Below are 17015 nucleotides of genomic sequence, written 5' to 3' on the forward strand. Positions count from 1 at the left end.
CCTACGGTAAGGGTTTTAGTCATAGAGGTTATTACAACCTATTTGGGATTGCTATATTGTAACATTTTATTTAAAAAAGTGCTATTCCTTGTGACCCTAAAGAAGTAGAAGAATAGGAGAGAATATTAAAGAATTGAGATGGCACCCTGATTAACTTTAGCAATCCGCTAAAACAATAATCCGATCTTGAGGGGAAAATTTTACCAATTCATCTTTCTTTGGATTCAGTACAATTCCATAACCTCTGGCTAAATTTTGAGCATCTTTTAAACAGCGATAACCAATGGCTGATTCTCCCCGTTGTTTGGCAGCTTCAACAACAGTATAAAAATTAATCGGTTCGTTAAGATTCACATAGTTACTAACCGGTTTGAGGTAAATTTCCGACCCTTCAGGACTAAATAATTCAGCAAATACAGAATTTAAGCTTTTCTGTTCTGAAACTTGGGCTAACATCCGACTAATAATTTGTTCGGTAATCACAAAATCATCGGGACGTGCTACCTGAGCTAAGGCTTGATTGCGGGTATCTAACATTTCAGTTACAATCTGTAGGTTAGGATTTTTGCGATCAGCAATATCTCGAAGATAGATTAAGGTAATTAACGTTTGAGCGTCGGCTTCTTCGGGATCTAAATCAGGATTAGATAACACAATAACATGGTGATATTTTTCTAAACTCAGAGACTCTAAAACGTTCCGTTCTGTGATTGATCCTTGATAATAATGGAGGGTTTGTTGTTCCAAATTCAAGGTCTTTAAACAGTCGATGATGTCAGTTTCAGGGAAGGGTGAAACGAGAGTTACACTGGAGTTGCTGGCAACGTATTGATCGAGTTGAACCAAAATCCGAGGAATCCGATCATTCCATCCTAACATTAACGTATGTTCAGACGTTGCGATCGCTGTTTTTTGAGTGAGTTGAATACCCTGGTGATTAATCGCAGATTTGGAAACACCTGATAAACGAATCGTGCTATCATCTTCACTTAAAAGCACTAATTTTTCTGCGGGTTGCAAGATTCTCTCGATTGACGGATTGAGTTGAATTGTTCCATCCGTTAATTGCATTCCTATCACCGCAGAATCTTTATAAGCTAGGAGAATATCTCCATAGGATTGCCCCTGTAAAGAAGGTTCTTCGTGAATATAAATTTCAACCCCGGTAAAATCCAATAATTCCAAATAAACAATCGATAAACCCGATTGACGGCAGGTTTGAACAATAATCCGGGAAATTAAATCTTGAGTGAGTAATCCTTCAATTTCATCCTGTCCAATCAGTTGAATAATATCGAGGGTATTAATATCTTGAACTTGTGCTACAATATGATAGGGTTGAGACTCTAACCGAGGTAAATTTTTAATCGCTAAAAGAATCTTAATTAAATTAATATCTGATTTGGCGGGAGACTCATTTAAAATAATAATTGAGCGGGCTGCCTGAATATTCACCATGCCTAAATCGGCTAAATTACTGGGATTTCCCGTGCGACAAACAAGGCGAACTTGACGCAATTTCCCTAACTCATCATACAGATGATCTTCCATCTGAACTTTATCTTCAGGACTGAGAATCACAATGCAAGTATCTGAACGATTAGCATTAGCTAAAATCAGTTGATTAATTAAAGTGATAATTTGTAATGACCAACCCAGGATCACAATATGATCCGTTTCAATCACCCGTGAACGTCCCTTCCGTAGGTCTTCTAACTTGGTATCAATGCCACTACTGAGCACACCAATGAGGGTACTAATAATAAAGATGCCCCCAAAGGTAACAAAGAGCATCGCCAGACGAAATGACCACCCCTGGTCTCCTCCCATTGTTCCTGCGTCTAAGGTACGCATTAAAACAGCCCACATCGCCTCAAAAGGATTCAACCCTGTATCGCCTAGGGGTGCAATTCTGGCGAGGCTGACAAAAAATCCCATGAGCACAATAAAGGCTAAGGACACCAATGCTAAACCACTGACTAAAGCAATGGTTCCTTTTGACATGAAATTATCAAATCTGTAGCGAAACTGCTCTGCAAACGTAATCTTACTCATTCGGTTGCGATCTCCTCTGGGATATCAACTTAGCAGGTTAAACGGGGTACAAAACTTAAAATTGATAATAACCTAAACCGGATGAATATGCCAAATATTCTCAGAGTAGGTTTGGACAATTGCATCGGAAGAAAAACGACCTAAACGAGCCACATTTAAAATTGACATTCGCGTCCACTTTTCCCAATTTTGATAGGTTTGGATGACTTGATCTTGACAATCCATATAGGATTGATAATCCGCAAAAAGCATATATTCATCATGATATAATAAGGCATCAATCAAGGTTTTAAATAAATTGGGATCGCCTTGGGAAAAATAACCCGATGCAATTTGATCAATACATTGTCGGAGATTTTCATTTCCATGATAATAACTCCAAGGATTATAACCTTTTGCTTTTAACGCTTCTGTTTCGGGTAAATTTAAGCCAAAATCAAAGAAATTTTCTTCTCCCACAGCATGGCGTAATTCTGCACTTGCACCATCTACAATTCCCATTGTTAATGCGCCATTGAGAGCAGGTTTCAAAATTGCCAGTCCTCCAGCTTTTTTACCCGCCATCGCTAAATGTTCAGACACATCGGCGGCTGGATAGATACGTTGACTTAAGGTTATATTAACATTGGGAATAAATACGACTTTTAAGCGATCGCCAATGATCGAATCTGAATTCACCACTTGACCCACCGCATGAATTAATTTAATCATTAATTTCCCCATCACATAACCGGGGGCTGTTTTTCCACCAAAAATAAAGGTTTGAGGAACATAATCCCCGTTAGGATTTTTCCGAATGCGGTTATAAAGGGTAATAATCTTCAAAATATTAAGATGTTGGCGTTTATATTCTTGAATCCGTTCTATTTGAATATCAAAAATAGAATCAGGGTTAACTTTTATCCCACAATTTAGTTTAATATAACTGGCGAGTTGTTGTTTGTTTTCTTCTTTGATTTTACGCCAAGCCAATCGGAATTCGGGTTGATCTAATTCTGCTTCTAAGCGATGCAAATCTGTTAAGTTTTTAATCCAGCTATTGCCAATTTTAGAAGTAATTAAGTGGGTTAAATTGGAATTAGCTAAGACCAACCAACGCCTTGGGGTGATTCCACTGCTAATTGTTCTAAATTTTTCCGGTGATAATTCATAGAAATCAGGAATAATTGCTTGTTGCAAGCGTTCAGTTTGCCAGTTAGAAATCCCATTAATGGCATAGCTTCCCACACAAGCTAAATGAGTCATCCGCACATATCGTTCTCCCGTTTCATCAATTAAAGATAATTTAGCTAATTTACTAAAGTCTCCCGGATATTGGCTGCGAATATTAATTAAAAACCGATTATTAATTTCATAGATAATTTCTAAGTGACGGGGTAATAAACTTCCTAATAATCCAATCGGCCATTTCTCTTGAAGTTCGGGTAATAGTGTGGGGTTGACATAGGTAAAGGTTTGTCGGGTAATTGACCAAGCTTGTTCCCACTCTAAACCATATTCATCAATCAATAATCGCATTAATTCTGCAATTGCGATCGCACTGGGAGTATCATGAAGTTGAATTGTATAAGACTGATCAAAGGTGTCTAACGTCTTTCCCGTTGCTAAATGATGCCGAATCATATCTTGCAGGGAACAGGACACAAAAAAGAATTGTTGTTCTAAACGCAGTTGTTTTTCTTGAATCGGTTCATCATGGGGATATAAGACTTTTGTGAGTAATTCCACATAAGGTTTTCCCTGAACTGTTCCATAATAATCCTCAAGATTAAAATCTTGATAATTCAGGGAAACAATGGGTTCTGCTTTCCATAATCGTAAGGTATTAATTCGATGGCTTTGATAACCGGAAATCGGGGTATCATAAGGAACACCCTTAATCCGACGAAGGGATATCCAACGCACTCGATAGCGTCCTTGCTCATCATAATAAGCTTCCGTATGACCTCCTAATTTAACTTCTACCATTGCTTCTGGACGAGCAATTTCCCAAGGATTTCCATAACGTAACCATTTATCCACTTTTTCGACTTGCCAACCTTGATGAATTTCTTGATCAAAAACGCCAAATTCATAGCGAATTCCATAGGCAATAGCCGGAAGATTTAAAGTAGAAAGAGAGTCTAATTGATCTATGGGTAATTGGGAAACATTTCCATAGCCTAAACTGGGTTGAATTTCTTGATCAATTAAGTCTTGTAATTTTAAATTAAAGGCTTCTAAGCTTTGTTGTAGCGGTTCCCACAAATTGAAATTAATCAGATGATTAGCGAGATGACATCCTAATGCGTATTCTGTCGAAAAATAACAAACTCGTTTAACCTTGTTTTGAGCATCCTGTTGAATTGTTTTCACCCAATCAGGCATTAATACTTGTCGAATTGTATAGGCTAATGCTTGATATAATTCTTGAGGGGTTGCTGTTGTTGGTAATTGACCTTGAAGATAGAGAAGATTGGCTGCAAACTTTCGTTGCAAATCGTCTAAAGAAAGCGTCGTTTGAGGATCAACCGCCATGAGATCGCTCACAATCGAATCAGGACTCAATGGATTCATATTTGTAAAATAATTACCCGTAAGGGCATTCAGTATTTAACGATAGATTTGATGATAATAAAACGTTATGGCGCATCAGTCATCCGTACAATTAATAAAAAATCGGTTTAAAGCCTGATCTTTCTGGCTATATCTTGATGACCTTCCCTATTTAAGCCACAGTAAAAGATATATTTTCCAGCACTACATTAGGGAGATTTCCAGCACCTAAAACTTCCGTACCATCTAAAACTTCTATCCCTACTAATAACTCATTTTCACCAATATTTAAAGCAATTTCCTCAGTTAACTGCAAACTGCGACACTGATGCTGACCTTCTACAAGTCTAATGTAAAGAGCATCAATTTCTGAATCATAACTAATCTTCATCAACTTTTACCTCAAAAATAAAAAGTATAAACTGTGATCACGACTAACTCCGTATCAGTCTCGACAACAATCGGTACTACTTTCTTGAGAGAGTATAATTTACCCTGCCAATCATTATTATACTGAGTAGAGACGTTTCATGAAACGTCTCTACAACTTTTTGAGAGGTTTGGGTGTTTAAACTGTGGCTAAATGGAAAGATACCCCCAACCCAGCCGCCATTTCTTCAACGGTAATTTGACCATCATTATCTTGATCTAACGCATCAAAAACAGCATCGGTTCCTGACCATTCTTCACGGGTAATATAGCCATCTCCATCTAAATCATAAGCGCGAAAAATATCTTCCGCCGCATGACTAATCACGTCTTCCCCTTCTAAACGAGCTAAACGTTCAGCTAAGAATTTTTCCAAGGCTTCTAAGGCTTTAGAAAACCCTTTAATTCCTTCTTCTAATTTTTCCGAAGCCATCCGATCTTCGGCGTGCATTCGGTTAAAGGTGTCTTGATCAATGGAGATTTTTTCCATCTCAAAAGTTGTAGCAGTTTCGGGATTGAGTTTGCGAGGTAACTCACCAATAGTTGATTGTAATTCCTCTAATAAAGCTGGAGAAATCGTTAGTAAATCACAACCTGCTAACTCGGTAATTTCCCCAATATTGCGGAAACTTGCCCCCATGACTTCTGTTTGATAGCCGAATTTTTTATAATAATTATAAATTCGGGTGACAGATAACACACCGGGGTCTTCCTCTGGGGGATAGGAATCTCGTCCACTTTCTTTTTTATACCAATCTAAAATCCGCCCTACAAAGGGAGAAATTAAAGTTGCACCCGCTTCGGCACAGGCGATGGCTTGATGAATCCCAAACAATAGGGTTAAATTACAATGAATCCCTTCTTTTTCCAAAACTTCTGCGGCTTTAATTCCTTCCCAAGTGGAGGCAATTTTAATTAAAATGCGATCGCGAGAAATGCCATTGGCTTCATATTGTTCAATTAAATAACGACCTTTAGCAATGGTGGCTTCCGTATCATAGGATAACCGAGCATCCACTTCCGTTGACACCCGCCCTGGAATAATTTCTAATATTTTTAAGCCAAAGGCAACGGCTAATCGTTCAAAGGCTAAAGTGGCAACTTCTGAAGGGGAAGCACTTTTCCCTAACTCCTGACGCGCTTTTTTGAGGGTATTATCCACAATTTCCTCATATTGAGGCATTTGGGCAGCGGCGGTAATTAAGGAAGGGTTGGTGGTTGCATCTCTGGGGGTATACATTTCAATGGCTTGGATATCTCCCGTATCCGCCACTACAACGGTCATTTCGCGTAGTTGTTCGAGTAGAGTCTGTCCCATTGTTTTCCGTCCTCTATAATTAGGTCGTTAACCGTTAACGGTCGGCTATTTTAATATAAATGCTAAAGTAAAGTATATCAAATCTTGCTTTTTTGACACTCTACTAAATGCTTCAATTCTGATACAATCAGAACAATTATGATCAAAATTTATACGATTATAAACGATTATAAAAACTCTAAGGCTAATCTTTATAAAAAAATTAGAATTGTTAAAAATCGGGTGCGTCAGCTTTGTTTTACGCACCCTTAAAGCAGTTTTAGCTAATTTTACCTATGGCACAGAATGGAATTCAAACAGTGGATTAAACCGTTACGCCTCGGTTCGTGAGAACTTCCTGTAATTGGGCTTCTTCATCTTTACTCAGGGAGGTTCTTAATACTTTCCCTCCATAGGGTGCGACTTCTTCTAACACTTTATCGGGGGTAACTTTCCGCACTAAAACAAACAGCGCAGAGGTTCCGGGCTGCATTGTTTCCCCCAAAGACTTCATAAAGTTATCATCAACACCAATATCACTTAATGCGCCACTAGCAGCCCCAGCAGCAGCACCAACAGCAGCCCCTAAAACTGGACTCAGAAATAAAGTTCCAATTAATAAACCCCAAAACCCACCACTGACCGCACCAGCCGTTGTTAAGTCAACAGCCTGTTTGAGTTTAACTTTCCCTTCAGCATTCTTGACAACAACTGCTGCGTCTTCTAATTCGATTAAATGTTCTTTTTGTAATTTAATCAAGGTTAGACGCACTTCTTCGGCTTTGTATTCGTCATCGTAAGCGATCGCAATTAAGTCACTCATGGTAAAACAATAATAAAATTAGTCTTTAAGACTTTAGCACACAATCGCTTTTTTGCCCCTAACAAAATTATTAATTTAACATCCTCCTTAAGGAATATTTTATCAATTTTATATGAAATCCCATTAAGAACGCTACAGATGATCCCCCCCAACCCCAGGGGGTTTTCATTTTCTCTCAAAAACCTCTGTGACCTAACCCCCCAACCCCCTTCCCTATTAGGGAAGGGGGAGTCATTAATAATTTTTGATGTTTAATAGTAATAATTAGTCCCCCTCTCCTTGCAGGAGAGGGGGTTAGGGGGAGAGGTCATACAAATTTTGGGAGAAAATGAAACAGCCCTGGGGGGGCTTAAAAAGGGGGGAGATGTGTAGCAAACATTTAAAAATTTGATATTACCTCTCAGTTAGAAAAATGCTATAACCTCAGAAACCCAGTTTCTACCAGAAACCGGGTTTCTCTATCTCTCAATTGAGAATTAGGCTTGAATTACAAATTGAGTTGCTGTCAGTACAGGTTTAGTGGTTAAGGTTAAGAATTTAGCACCTGTGCCAAAACCTGCGGCTGTGCTATTCTGATTGTAGAATAATCCTCCGGTTGCAGTGTTATACACAATATCTGCCGCACTGGTCGCAGCTAACGCATCGGTGGTCACTTTGGCAAATTCAGTGGTGACAGAAAATCCCGTTCCTGCAATACTGCTAATACTGGTAAAGGTGGTTTTATCTAAGACAATTTGATCCGTTTGTGAGATATTAAAATCTGCAATCGTATCTACACCCACAGCAGAAGTTGCAAATACGGCATTGGTATTGTAGATAAATTTATCTGCACCGAGTCCACCTGTAAGTAGATCGTTACCTGCTCCTCCATTGAGGGTATCAATTCCATCACCGCCATTTAAACTATCATTACCACCATTACCCAAAAGTTGATCATTTCCCCCTAAACCATTAATGGTTTCTGGGTTGGCTGTTCCGGTGAGAATATCATTATTAACCGTACCATTAATGGGAGGAAATCCCTGAGTTTTGAAGTTCCAGGTACTATTTCCGGTAATACCCACATAATTGTTACCTGCAATATCTTTAATTGCACCATTAGCGATTTCAACGTAGTAACTTGTACCCGTTACTAAATTTGCTGTTGGGTTAGTGGTGAGTTGATTGCCATTGAGTATGACATTAGTGGCAGTTACGGCGATGGTTTCTACCACTGAGTTATCAGAAAGTTTCTTGATAACAATATTACCTGTGCCTTTTTTAATCGCTTCGCTGAAGTTAACGACTAGGTTAGCATCAACCGCAACGATGGTGGAATTATCACCAGGGGTGAAACTGCTGGCTTTGGGTGGGGTTGTGTCTGAAGTGGTGGTCGTATTTTTGTACAGTTTTGAGATGTAGTTGTATGAACTATCGGAACCCGTCAGCAGGAAGTCGGGTTTGCCATCTCCATTGTAGTCAGCCCAGGCTACGGAACTCCCGTAAACACCAGGAAGGGAAACACTGGTATCTTCGCTGAAACCACTGCCTGTATTTTTGTACAGTTTTGAGATGTAGTTGTATGAATTATCGTAACCCGTCAACAGGAAGTCGGGTTTGCCGTCTCCGTTGTAGTCAGCCCAGGCGACCGAACCTTGCCAAACACCAGGAAGGGAAATACTGGTATCTTCAATAAAACCACTGCCTGTGTTTTTGTACAGTTTTGAGATGTAGTTGTATGAACTATCGGAACCCGTCAGCAGGAAGTCGGATTTGCCATCTCCGTTGTAGTCAGACCAGGCGACGGAACCGTACAAAACACCAGGAAGGGAAATACTGGTATCTTCAATAAAACCACTGCCTGTGTTTTTGTACAATTTCGAGATGGGGTTCCATGAATTATCGTAACCCGTCAACAGGAAGTCCTGTTTACCATCTCCATTGTAGTCAGACCAGGCGACGGAACTAGCGGAAACACCAGGCGGAGAAACACTGGTATCTGGGGTAAAGGAACTTAGCGTCTGAGTTTTGAAATTCCAGGTGCTATTTCCGGTAATACCCGCATAATTATTTCCAGCAGTATCTTTGATTGCACCATTAGCGATGCCAATATAGTAATCTGTGTTTTGAGCTAAATTTGCTGTTGGGTTAATGGTGAGTTGAGAACCACTTACGGTGATATTAGTAGCAGTTACCGCAATGGTTTCGACTACTGAGTTATCAGACAGTTTCTTAATAACAAGATTGCCACTCCCTTTTTGAATCGCTTCGCTGAAATTGACAACTAAGTTAGCAGCAACCGCAACTCCTGTGGCATTATCAGCCGGAGTGAAACTGTTAGCTGTGGGTGGAGTTGTATCCGTAGGGAGGACGGTTTTGAAATTCCAGGTACTATTTCCGGTAATACCCGCATAATTGTTACCTGCAATATCTTTAATTGCACCATTGGCAATTCCAATGTAGTAATCTGTACCCTGTAATAAATTTGCTGTTGGGTTAATGGTGAGTTGAGAGCCACTCACGGTGATATTAGCAGCAGTTACGGCAATGGTTTCGACTACTGAGTTATCAGACAGTTTCTTAATAACAAGATTGCCACTCCCTTTTTTAATCGCTTCGTTGAAATTAACAACTAAGTTAGCGCCAACCGCAACTCCTGTGGCATTATCAGCCGGAGTGAAACTGTTAGCTATGGGTGGAGTTGTATCGCCAGACGGGACTGTGCCACTAATACTATATTGACCGACTCGTCCGTACTGACCATTACTTTTAACAGAGACAAAATAAGTCCCTGCACTGACTGAGGCATTCAGGTTAGCGAACAGGTTGCTGCTAGAATTACTCGAAGCAATGACAGTCCCACTACTATCGAGCAGTTGGGCTAGAATATCAAGATTTGGCCCGTATTGGGCGGGATTAATCGTAAAATTAACTGACCCTGCACCCGTTTGAAATGAAAATACATCAACGTCTGAGGTGCGCGTAATAATACCAGAACGTGTTAATGTTGTTGTTCCTGACAAGGGAGTGGCTGAAGCGATTGTGTTTCCATAATCGTCACTTCGATAACCGCCAAAACCATTATTTGTTGCCGAGATGACACTCATATCATCTTGGTAAGTCGTCGAGCCTAAACTACTGGTTCCATTGTGCCAAGTTGTTAGATTTTGGTAGTAGCCTTTACCCATGATGGGAGCCCAACCCGTTTCTCCAGTTCCAGAACCCGAACTGTACTCTGCCGTCTTATTACCATTGGCATCATAGGTACTCTGATGATACAACCCTAAACTATGACCGACTTCGTGAGAAATGGCTTCTGCTGTATATTTAGGATCACCATTCCCCAGGTTTTCTTCAAATACAAAAACAGGTGTATCGTTGTTGTATCGCCATGAAGTCAGGTAAGCAACTCCTCCTGCTCCTCCCGATTCCTCAAACCATTGATCCCAACTTCCCCCAATCACCGCCCGAATGTTATAGGCTGAGTTTAAGTTCCCCGGATCAATAGTCGTTACATCAACATTAAACGGTGCATAGTCTTCAGCAACTCGCTTCCAGATTTGTTCTATATTGGCAATTTCTGTTGTAGAAAAGGTTGCGGTATCCGCGTCAATGCTGTATGCAGGTGTGACAATATTTGCGCCGCCATTGCGATAAGTATTCCAATCTGTTCCCGAAGTTGTGTGACCATTAAAATCGAGGAAGATTTTTGATGTCGCATTGGGATTACTACTCAGAAGTGGAAGCGATCCGAGTGTAACTGTTGCACCTACCACAGGGGCAGGTGCTAGGGGATATTTGTTAATCAATAGGCTGCGACAACCTTCACAGATACAGCCTCCTAAGTGATTTTTTAGGGTTAATTGATTCTCCAGGCTGTTTCCTGGGAGGCTAACATTGCTTGTTTCACTTCCTATATCCGTGGGTTTCCTTTGGACAATTACACCCTCTGAGCTAAAATTCGTACCCATGATGATCCAACTCCTATACTAATTATGAACTGGTGGAAATAGACTCTGGCAGAAATAGTATTTACTCTCACTTTTGGTTTGTTCCGTTTCAGCAAACCAACCTTTAATAAAACCTCTACAAGTATTGATCTGAGTTTGATGCGCTAAATCAAATTCATGGTTTAATTGAGTTAGTCAAAATTTATTATCACTTCAGGCTTAAATACTGACTTAATTTCTATCCCTTTTTCCGGGGCGGATGGAGAACATAAACGGCTGTATTAGGCTGGACTCCCGCAAGTAACTCATCTAAATCTTGAACTTGGGAGTCAATAAACAGGACTTGTTGCGTTGTTGTTGCGGTGGAAGTATTCATAAGTTGTGCAATCCCTGAGTGAATGTTGATGTCTGGTGAGTGGGACATTGTTAAGCCTTCTATCTCAATAGAAACTATTATATCACTAAAATAAACTCATGCTTGATATTTTTTAAATACCAAAAAAAGAGGTGAGGTGATATGAAAGTGTTATTTATGAAAAATGTTAAAACCCCATCCCGGCAAGAATTAAGAGCTATTTTTAATTTTATTTGGTTAAAGGTAATTTTTAATGCTTGTAAACAAATTAAAGTTAGTGAAATTACGGAATTTTGAAAAAAATTAATACAATAATAGGGGATACGCAACGGGAATATCTGTCAAACTCCCCGGTTTTATGGTGGTTGTAGAGGGATCTTAATATATGTTAATAATGAGAAACCGAGTTTCTGGGGGACTTAGTGCGGGTCTACAGAAACCGGGTTTCTGAAGTTATCCTGATTTCTGACAACAAATTGAACAGAGAAACCCGGTTTCTAACAACTTACTGCTGACTCACAGAAACCGGGTTTCTGAAATTATCCTGATTTCTGACAACAAATTGAACAGAGAAACCCGGTTTCTAACAACTTAGTGCTGACTCACAGAAACCGGGTTTCTAAAGTTATCCTGATTTCTGACAACAAATCTACCAGAGAAACTCAGTTTCTAGGAATTGATTTAAATCCCTGCTCCATTCAGAAATTCTTCAATAATTTCGTTAGCCTGAATATTAGCGAGCGCATCTTGTTGCGAGCTATCTGGAACTTCAGTAACCGAGGTTAAAGCCTTTAAACTAGCTAATTCCTGTTCTAAAAGTTTAATTCGTTCAAACAAATTCCGAATCACTGTAGCTTCAGGATCAGGTAAATGATCGGATAATTGTAAATCATCCGTTTCTTTAGAATTGCGCGTAATCCGCCCCGGAACACCAACAACTGTACAATGACTGGGAACATCTCTTAAGACCACCGAACCCGCACCAATGCGAACCTGATCCCCAATATAAATATTACCTAATAATTTAGCACCTGCTCCCACCATTACATGATGACCTAAAGTAGGATGTCGTTTGCCTTTTTCCTTCCCCGTTCCGCCTAAAGTTGCCCCTTGATAAATTAAAGCATAATCCCCAACAATTGCAGTTTCTCCAATCACAACTCCCATGCCATGATCAATAAAAACCCCTTTACCAATCTTAGCACCGGGATGAATTTCAATTCCTGTGAACCAACGGCTCAGATGAGAGAGAAAACGGGGTAAAAATGGAATCCCCCAACGATATAAACGATGGGCAATTCGATGCCACCAAATCGCGTGTAATCCAGGGTAACAAAATAGGATCTCTAACCAATTGCGGGCAGCCGGATCACGTTTGGAAATGGTTTTTAAATCTTCCAAAAACATCTGAAAAGCATTGGCTTTATTGGGCAAGCTATCAGAATGTTGGCTGGGAATTGCAGAGGTTTTTTGAGGGGTATTGAGCAAACTGGAATTAGACATAATAGCGGTTTTTCGGTAGGTAATGTACAGAGATTTTTTTCAGAAGCCACAAAGATACAAAGACACGAAGAATGACTCAGGGGGTATTTAAGATTGATTGGGTTTTTTAGGGAAACAGGACTTACGCACTGCCTCTATCAGTAAGGTGTTTTAGTGGAAGTTTAACGCACTAATACACTATATATGGAGTAGCTGCGTAAGTCCTGAGAAAATAATCCTGTTTTTAACAAAAGGAAAAATTTCAAAATCCCCCTAAAAAAGGGGGATCTAATCCTACAAGGGTTTAACGAAATCTAAGAGTTTGTAAAACCTCTATTAAAGTGTCAATTTCTGCACAAGTGTTATAAAACGCTAGAGAGGGTCGAACTGTACCCGTTAAACCATAACGCTGCATTGTCGGTTGAGCACAATGATGACCTGCACGAACGGCAATACCTTCTTGAGCAAGGCGTTGACCCACTTGTTCTACCGGAATGTCATCGAGAATAAACGATAACACACTGACTTTATGGGGGGAAGTGCCAATTTGACGCAAACCTGGTATTTCCGCTAGGCGTTTTGTGGCATAACAGGTGAGCTTGTGTTCATACTGCTCAATATTGTGCATTCCCAGGCGAGTAATATAGTCAATGGCTGCTCCTAGTCCTACCGCATCCGCAATATTGGGAGTTCCGGCTTCAAATTTAGCTGGGGGGTCGCTGTAAACCGTCTTTTCAAAACTAACACTGCGAATCATACTCCCTCCACCTTGCCAAGGAGGAAGATCTTCTAAAATTTCCCGTTTGACATACAATGCTCCAATACCTGTAGGTGCAAACAGTTTATGACCAGACAGGGTATAAAAATCACAATTGATGTCTTGAACATTGACAGGAAAATGAGAAACCGCTTGGGCACCATCCACCAGCACCGGAACACCATGACGGTGTGCCACTTCAGTCATTTCCCGCACGGGGAGAACCGTTCCCAAGGCGTTAGAGACTTGAGTAATTCCCACTAAACGAGTTCGAGGGCTGAGGAGTTGAGCATATTCTTCAAGGAGAATCTCACCGCGATCGCTCACCGGAATCACTTTAATGATAGCCCCCGTTTGTTGGGCTAACATCTGCCAAGGAACGATATTGGCGTGATGTTCCAGGGTGGAAAGCAGAATTTCATCTCCTTCACCAATGTGTTTGCGACCGTAGGTTTGAGCCACTAAATTGATCGCTTCCGTTGTCCCCCGCACAAAGATAATCTCGGAGGCTGAACTCGCTCCTAAAAACCGTTGTACCTTCTCTCTAGCGGATTCGTAGGCATCCGTTGCCCTTGCGGCTAGGGTGTGAGCTCCTCGGTGAATATTGGAGTTGTCTCGCTGATAGAACCGCGATAAACTATCAATAACGCTTTGTGGCTTTTGAGTGGTTGCAGCGTTATCCATCCAGATCAGGGGTTTACCGTTGACGTTTTGGTGCAAGATTGGGAAGTCTTTGCGAATTGCCTGAACATCAAAGGGTTCCCCTGATTCTAACCCCAGGTTTTCTACCTTTGGGGAAGAGAGAAAATAAAAAGACGGTTGAGAGGGTTCCTGGGCTGGAAGCGGATTATCCTGAATCTCTGTAAATACCTGTTTCCAATCCAAGTCGCTAATCGGTGCAATTGCCGTTGGATTCCCAGAAGTTGGAATTCCAGGATCAGGTTGAGCGATGGGCAACAAAGAAGGAATCTCAGTTAAATACTCTTTAGGAACCGGATTGAAGGCTTCGGAAGTAACATCCGGGGCTGGTAAGGCGGTCGGTTGTGAGCCCAAGGATGGACTGATGGGTTCTGGCTGGGTCAAGGCTTGTTTGAAACTGGTTTCGAGTTGAGTCGGTAACAGCGTCGCCACAAACTGTTGCGCCATCCGGGTTAAGGCTTCTTCCGTTAACACTTGGCTGGGTGCTGCACTTCCCAGGAATACGACTCCACCAACATCTGATCCTCTGCTGTCCGGTTGGGGTAGGGGCGGGTGGGTAGGCGCTGCGGACTGAGGGGGAGTCAGGGGGGCAATATTGTTTTCAACGGGTAAGGCAGTATAAAACTGATTTGCCAGGGTTGCCACACTTAGGGGGTCAAATATCTGATTCCCCTCAGAGGGTTCGGGCAAATAATCGAGGTTTTTGCCGTTAGACTCTGGCATATTCATAGTCATGGTAGTATCCCACTTCGACGTTTTCCAGAACAGCTACCGCATCATCGGTTAAGACCGCGCAGGAGAAATATAAGGTGAGCAGGTAAGACGCTAAGGATTGGGAATCAATACCCATAAACCGCACGGATAAACTGGGGAGTTGTTCACCCGGAATCCCGACTTTATGCAAACCGACGACCCCTTGTTCTTTTTCACCCACTCGCACTAACAGAATATTAGTTTTACCGGGGCCTTGGAGGTTGCCATTGTAGCCTTTGATTTCCAATTTATCGCAGGGAACTAATGGCACACCGCGCCAAGTGATGAAGGGTGCTCCAAATATATTAATGCTCACAGGTGGCACACCCCGACGAGTGCATTCCCGCCCAAAGGCTGCGATCGCACGGGGATGAGCTAAGAAGAAGGCGGGTTTTTTCCAAACCCGGGTTAACAGTTCATCCAGGTCATCGGGAGTCGGGACATCATAGCGAGGTTGAACCCGCATTAAGGGTGAAATCGAGTTGAGTAAGCCAAAGTTAGGGTTATTAATGATTTCCCATTCTTGACGTTCTTTTAAGTTTTCGACGGTGAGGCGAATTTGTTCGCGGAGTTGATCAATGGGTTCATTATAAATGTCGGTGACATGGGTATGAACCCGCAGGATATTCTGGGCTAGGCTGAGATCATATTCTCGCGGTTCAATTTCATAGTCAATATAGGAGGCGGGAAGTTCAATTTCTCCTTGATAATCAGAGATCACCGGGATTTTTTCTTCGCCATAAACATTAACAACGGATTTTAACCGACTTTGTTCTTCAATCGCCTTTTGTAAACTTAATCGAATATCTGGAGACTGACTCAGAACTTCGTCAAAGCAGGGTTTGGAAAGCGCCAGTAAGCGGCAAGGGGTGAGGGTACGAATTGTGGAATGACTGATTACTTCTGGAGCTAAACCCACCGCCCCAAAGTAGTCTCCGCTTCCGAGCACCGCCACTCGCAGATTTTCTCCTTCATCGCCGGAGGTGGAAACTTCTAATTTTCCTTCAACAACGATGTAGAATTTTTCCCCCGGTTGACCTTGTTGGATAATGGTTTCGCCAATATTGAAGGATTCACTTTGGAAACGATTGGCGATCGCTGCTGCATCCGATGGGTCAAGGACGGATAACATCGGAATGGTGCGTAATTCTTCAGGGGAAATACTGGAATGTCCGTTATTATTATTAACCCGAACTTTAGGACTGGGTTTGAGAACAACTTTTGTACGGTTTACACGATAAGTACCCGATTGTACCTGTACCCAAGGCAGAAAATGTAATAGCCACCGAGGGGTAATTCCGGCCATTTGAGGCACGGTGTTGGTGGTGATGGCTAGATTGCGAGCGGCTTTTGTATCGATGCTTTGCCGTTGACGAGTTTCATTTCTGTTGATTGTTACCATACGAATTCACTCTTTTTTGAATAGAAAAAGTTTCCAAAGCTTTACCTATCACGTAATGTTTTTAGGCGTTTCTTCGTTTAGAAGCTTCTTCTTTATTTTTTCTGACAACTAACAGCTTATAGCAAATAATCAGAATTGATAATCACAATTATCTATTAATAAAAATCTAACCATTCAGAGCTTTTATTGACACAAATATATTAAAAAAAGTTACAATTGTATCTAGGGCTGCGAACAGCCACAGTATAGGCTTTTTAGGCCTTAAAAATCGACGATTTAACTGGGTCTAACCTCTATTTTGGGTCGCCTTTTACTTCATCCCTAGCGGATTATGATAGTTTTTAAGGGGTCAATATCCCTACTATAATTCGTCATCAAGAGCAAATTTCTCAAGGATTTCTTAAGGGTTAGAGATACAAACCCAACTCTCTCTCGTTTAAAAGTAAGGATAGAGGGTTCCCCTGAATAAATTGCACCTGCTTACTCAAATTTTAAGTGA

At 41.1% G+C, this 17015-nt stretch carries 11 protein-coding genes; 1 reads left to right on the top strand and 10 read right to left on the bottom strand.

Features of this window, described 5'->3' with window-relative positions:
* Positions 1-156: 156 nt before the first annotated feature.
* The 7 genes from PL9214_RS02515 to PL9214_RS31075 form a co-directional block, all read right to left on the bottom strand.
* Positions 157-2055, bottom strand: coding sequence for a CASTOR/POLLUX-related putative ion channel (locus PL9214_RS02515; RefSeq protein ID WP_072717261.1), 1899 nt, complete (start codon positions 2053-2055; stop codon positions 157-159).
* Positions 2056-2127: 72 nt separating this feature from the next.
* Positions 2128-4611 carry a glycogen/starch/alpha-glucan family phosphorylase gene (gene glgP / locus PL9214_RS02520; protein WP_072717262.1) on the bottom strand — a complete coding sequence of 828 codons (2484 nt, stop codon included), beginning with the start codon at positions 4609-4611 and terminating at the stop codon, positions 2128-2130.
* Positions 4612-4762: 151 nt separating this feature from the next.
* Complete coding sequence (locus PL9214_RS02525; RefSeq protein WP_072717263.1) at positions 4763-4981, bottom strand: DUF2283 domain-containing protein; 219 nt, start codon at positions 4979-4981, stop codon at positions 4763-4765.
* Positions 4982-5158: 177 nt separating this feature from the next.
* Complete coding sequence (locus PL9214_RS02530; protein ID WP_072717264.1) at positions 5159-6337, bottom strand: transaldolase; 1179 nt, start codon at positions 6335-6337, stop codon at positions 5159-5161.
* Positions 6338-6641: 304 nt separating this feature from the next.
* Positions 6642-7139, bottom strand: a complete 498-nt coding sequence (locus PL9214_RS02535; RefSeq protein ID WP_072717265.1) for a DUF1269 domain-containing protein — start codon at positions 7137-7139, stop codon at positions 6642-6644.
* Positions 7140-7615: 476 nt separating this feature from the next.
* Positions 7616-10894 carry an Ig-like domain-containing protein gene (locus PL9214_RS02545; RefSeq protein WP_186440280.1) on the bottom strand — a complete coding sequence of 1093 codons (3279 nt, stop codon included), beginning with the start codon at positions 10892-10894 and terminating at the stop codon, positions 7616-7618.
* Positions 10895-11306: 412 nt separating this feature from the next.
* Positions 11307-11444: a hypothetical protein gene (locus tag PL9214_RS31075; RefSeq protein ID WP_186440281.1), complete on the bottom strand. Its 138-nt coding sequence runs from the start codon at positions 11442-11444 to the stop codon at positions 11307-11309.
* Positions 11445-11585: 141 nt separating this feature from the next.
* On the opposite strand from PL9214_RS31075, the gene PL9214_RS32630 reads away from it, so the two are divergent.
* A complete protein-coding gene (locus tag PL9214_RS32630; RefSeq protein WP_281250298.1) occupies positions 11586-11720 on the top strand; it encodes a hypothetical protein in 135 nt (44 codons plus the stop codon).
* A gap of 384 nt (positions 11721-12104) precedes the next feature.
* On the opposite strand, the gene cysE is transcribed toward PL9214_RS32630, so the two are convergent.
* The 3 genes from cysE to PL9214_RS02560 all read right to left on the bottom strand — a co-directional run bounded on the left by cysE (position 12105) and on the right by PL9214_RS02560 (position 16516).
* Entirely contained in the window at positions 12105-12830 is a 726-nt protein-coding gene (gene cysE / locus PL9214_RS02550) for a serine O-acetyltransferase (RefSeq protein ID WP_072717308.1), read from the bottom strand.
* A 379-nt stretch (positions 12831-13209) separates the two neighbouring features.
* Positions 13210-15096, bottom strand: coding sequence for a cysteine desulfurase (locus PL9214_RS02555; protein ID WP_083579857.1), 1887 nt, complete (start codon positions 15094-15096; stop codon positions 13210-13212).
* On the bottom strand, positions 15071-16516 hold the full coding sequence (locus PL9214_RS02560; RefSeq protein WP_072717269.1) for a family 2B encapsulin nanocompartment shell protein: 1446 nt from the start codon (positions 16514-16516) through the stop codon (positions 15071-15073). Before PL9214_RS02560 ends, PL9214_RS02555 begins: the two co-directional genes overlap by 26 nt.
* Positions 16517-17015 lie beyond the last annotated feature (499 nt).

The sequence above is a fragment of the Planktothrix tepida PCC 9214 genome, assembly GCF_900009145.1.
Taxonomy (GTDB): domain Bacteria; phylum Cyanobacteriota; class Cyanobacteriia; order Cyanobacteriales; family Microcoleaceae; genus Planktothrix; species Planktothrix tepida.

Coding starts and splice junctions, on each gene's coding strand:
- PL9214_RS02515 (WP_072717261.1), bottom strand. CDS start 2,055: ATGAGTAAGATTACGTTTGCAGAGCAGTTTCGCTACAGATTTGATAAT.
- glgP (WP_072717262.1), bottom strand. CDS start 4,611: ATGAATCCATTGAGTCCTGATTCGATTGTGAGCGATCTCATGGCGGTT.
- PL9214_RS02525 (WP_072717263.1), bottom strand. CDS start 4,981: ATGAAGATTAGTTATGATTCAGAAATTGATGCTCTTTACATTAGACTT.
- PL9214_RS02530 (WP_072717264.1), bottom strand. CDS start 6,337: ATGGGACAGACTCTACTCGAACAACTACGCGAAATGACCGTTGTAGTG.
- PL9214_RS02535 (WP_072717265.1), bottom strand. CDS start 7,139: ATGAGTGACTTAATTGCGATCGCTTACGATGACGAATACAAAGCCGAA.
- PL9214_RS31075 (WP_186440281.1), bottom strand. CDS start 11,444: ATGAATACTTCCACCGCAACAACAACGCAACAAGTCCTGTTTATTGAC.
- PL9214_RS32630 (WP_281250298.1), top strand. CDS start 11,586: ATGAAAGTGTTATTTATGAAAAATGTTAAAACCCCATCCCGGCAAGAA.
- cysE (WP_072717308.1), bottom strand. CDS start 12,830: ATGTTTTTGGAAGATTTAAAAACCATTTCCAAACGTGATCCGGCTGCC.
- PL9214_RS02555 (WP_083579857.1), bottom strand. CDS start 15,096: ATGACTATGAATATGCCAGAGTCTAACGGCAAAAACCTCGATTATTTG.
- PL9214_RS02560 (WP_072717269.1), bottom strand. CDS start 16,516: ATGGTAACAATCAACAGAAATGAAACTCGTCAACGGCAAAGCATCGAT.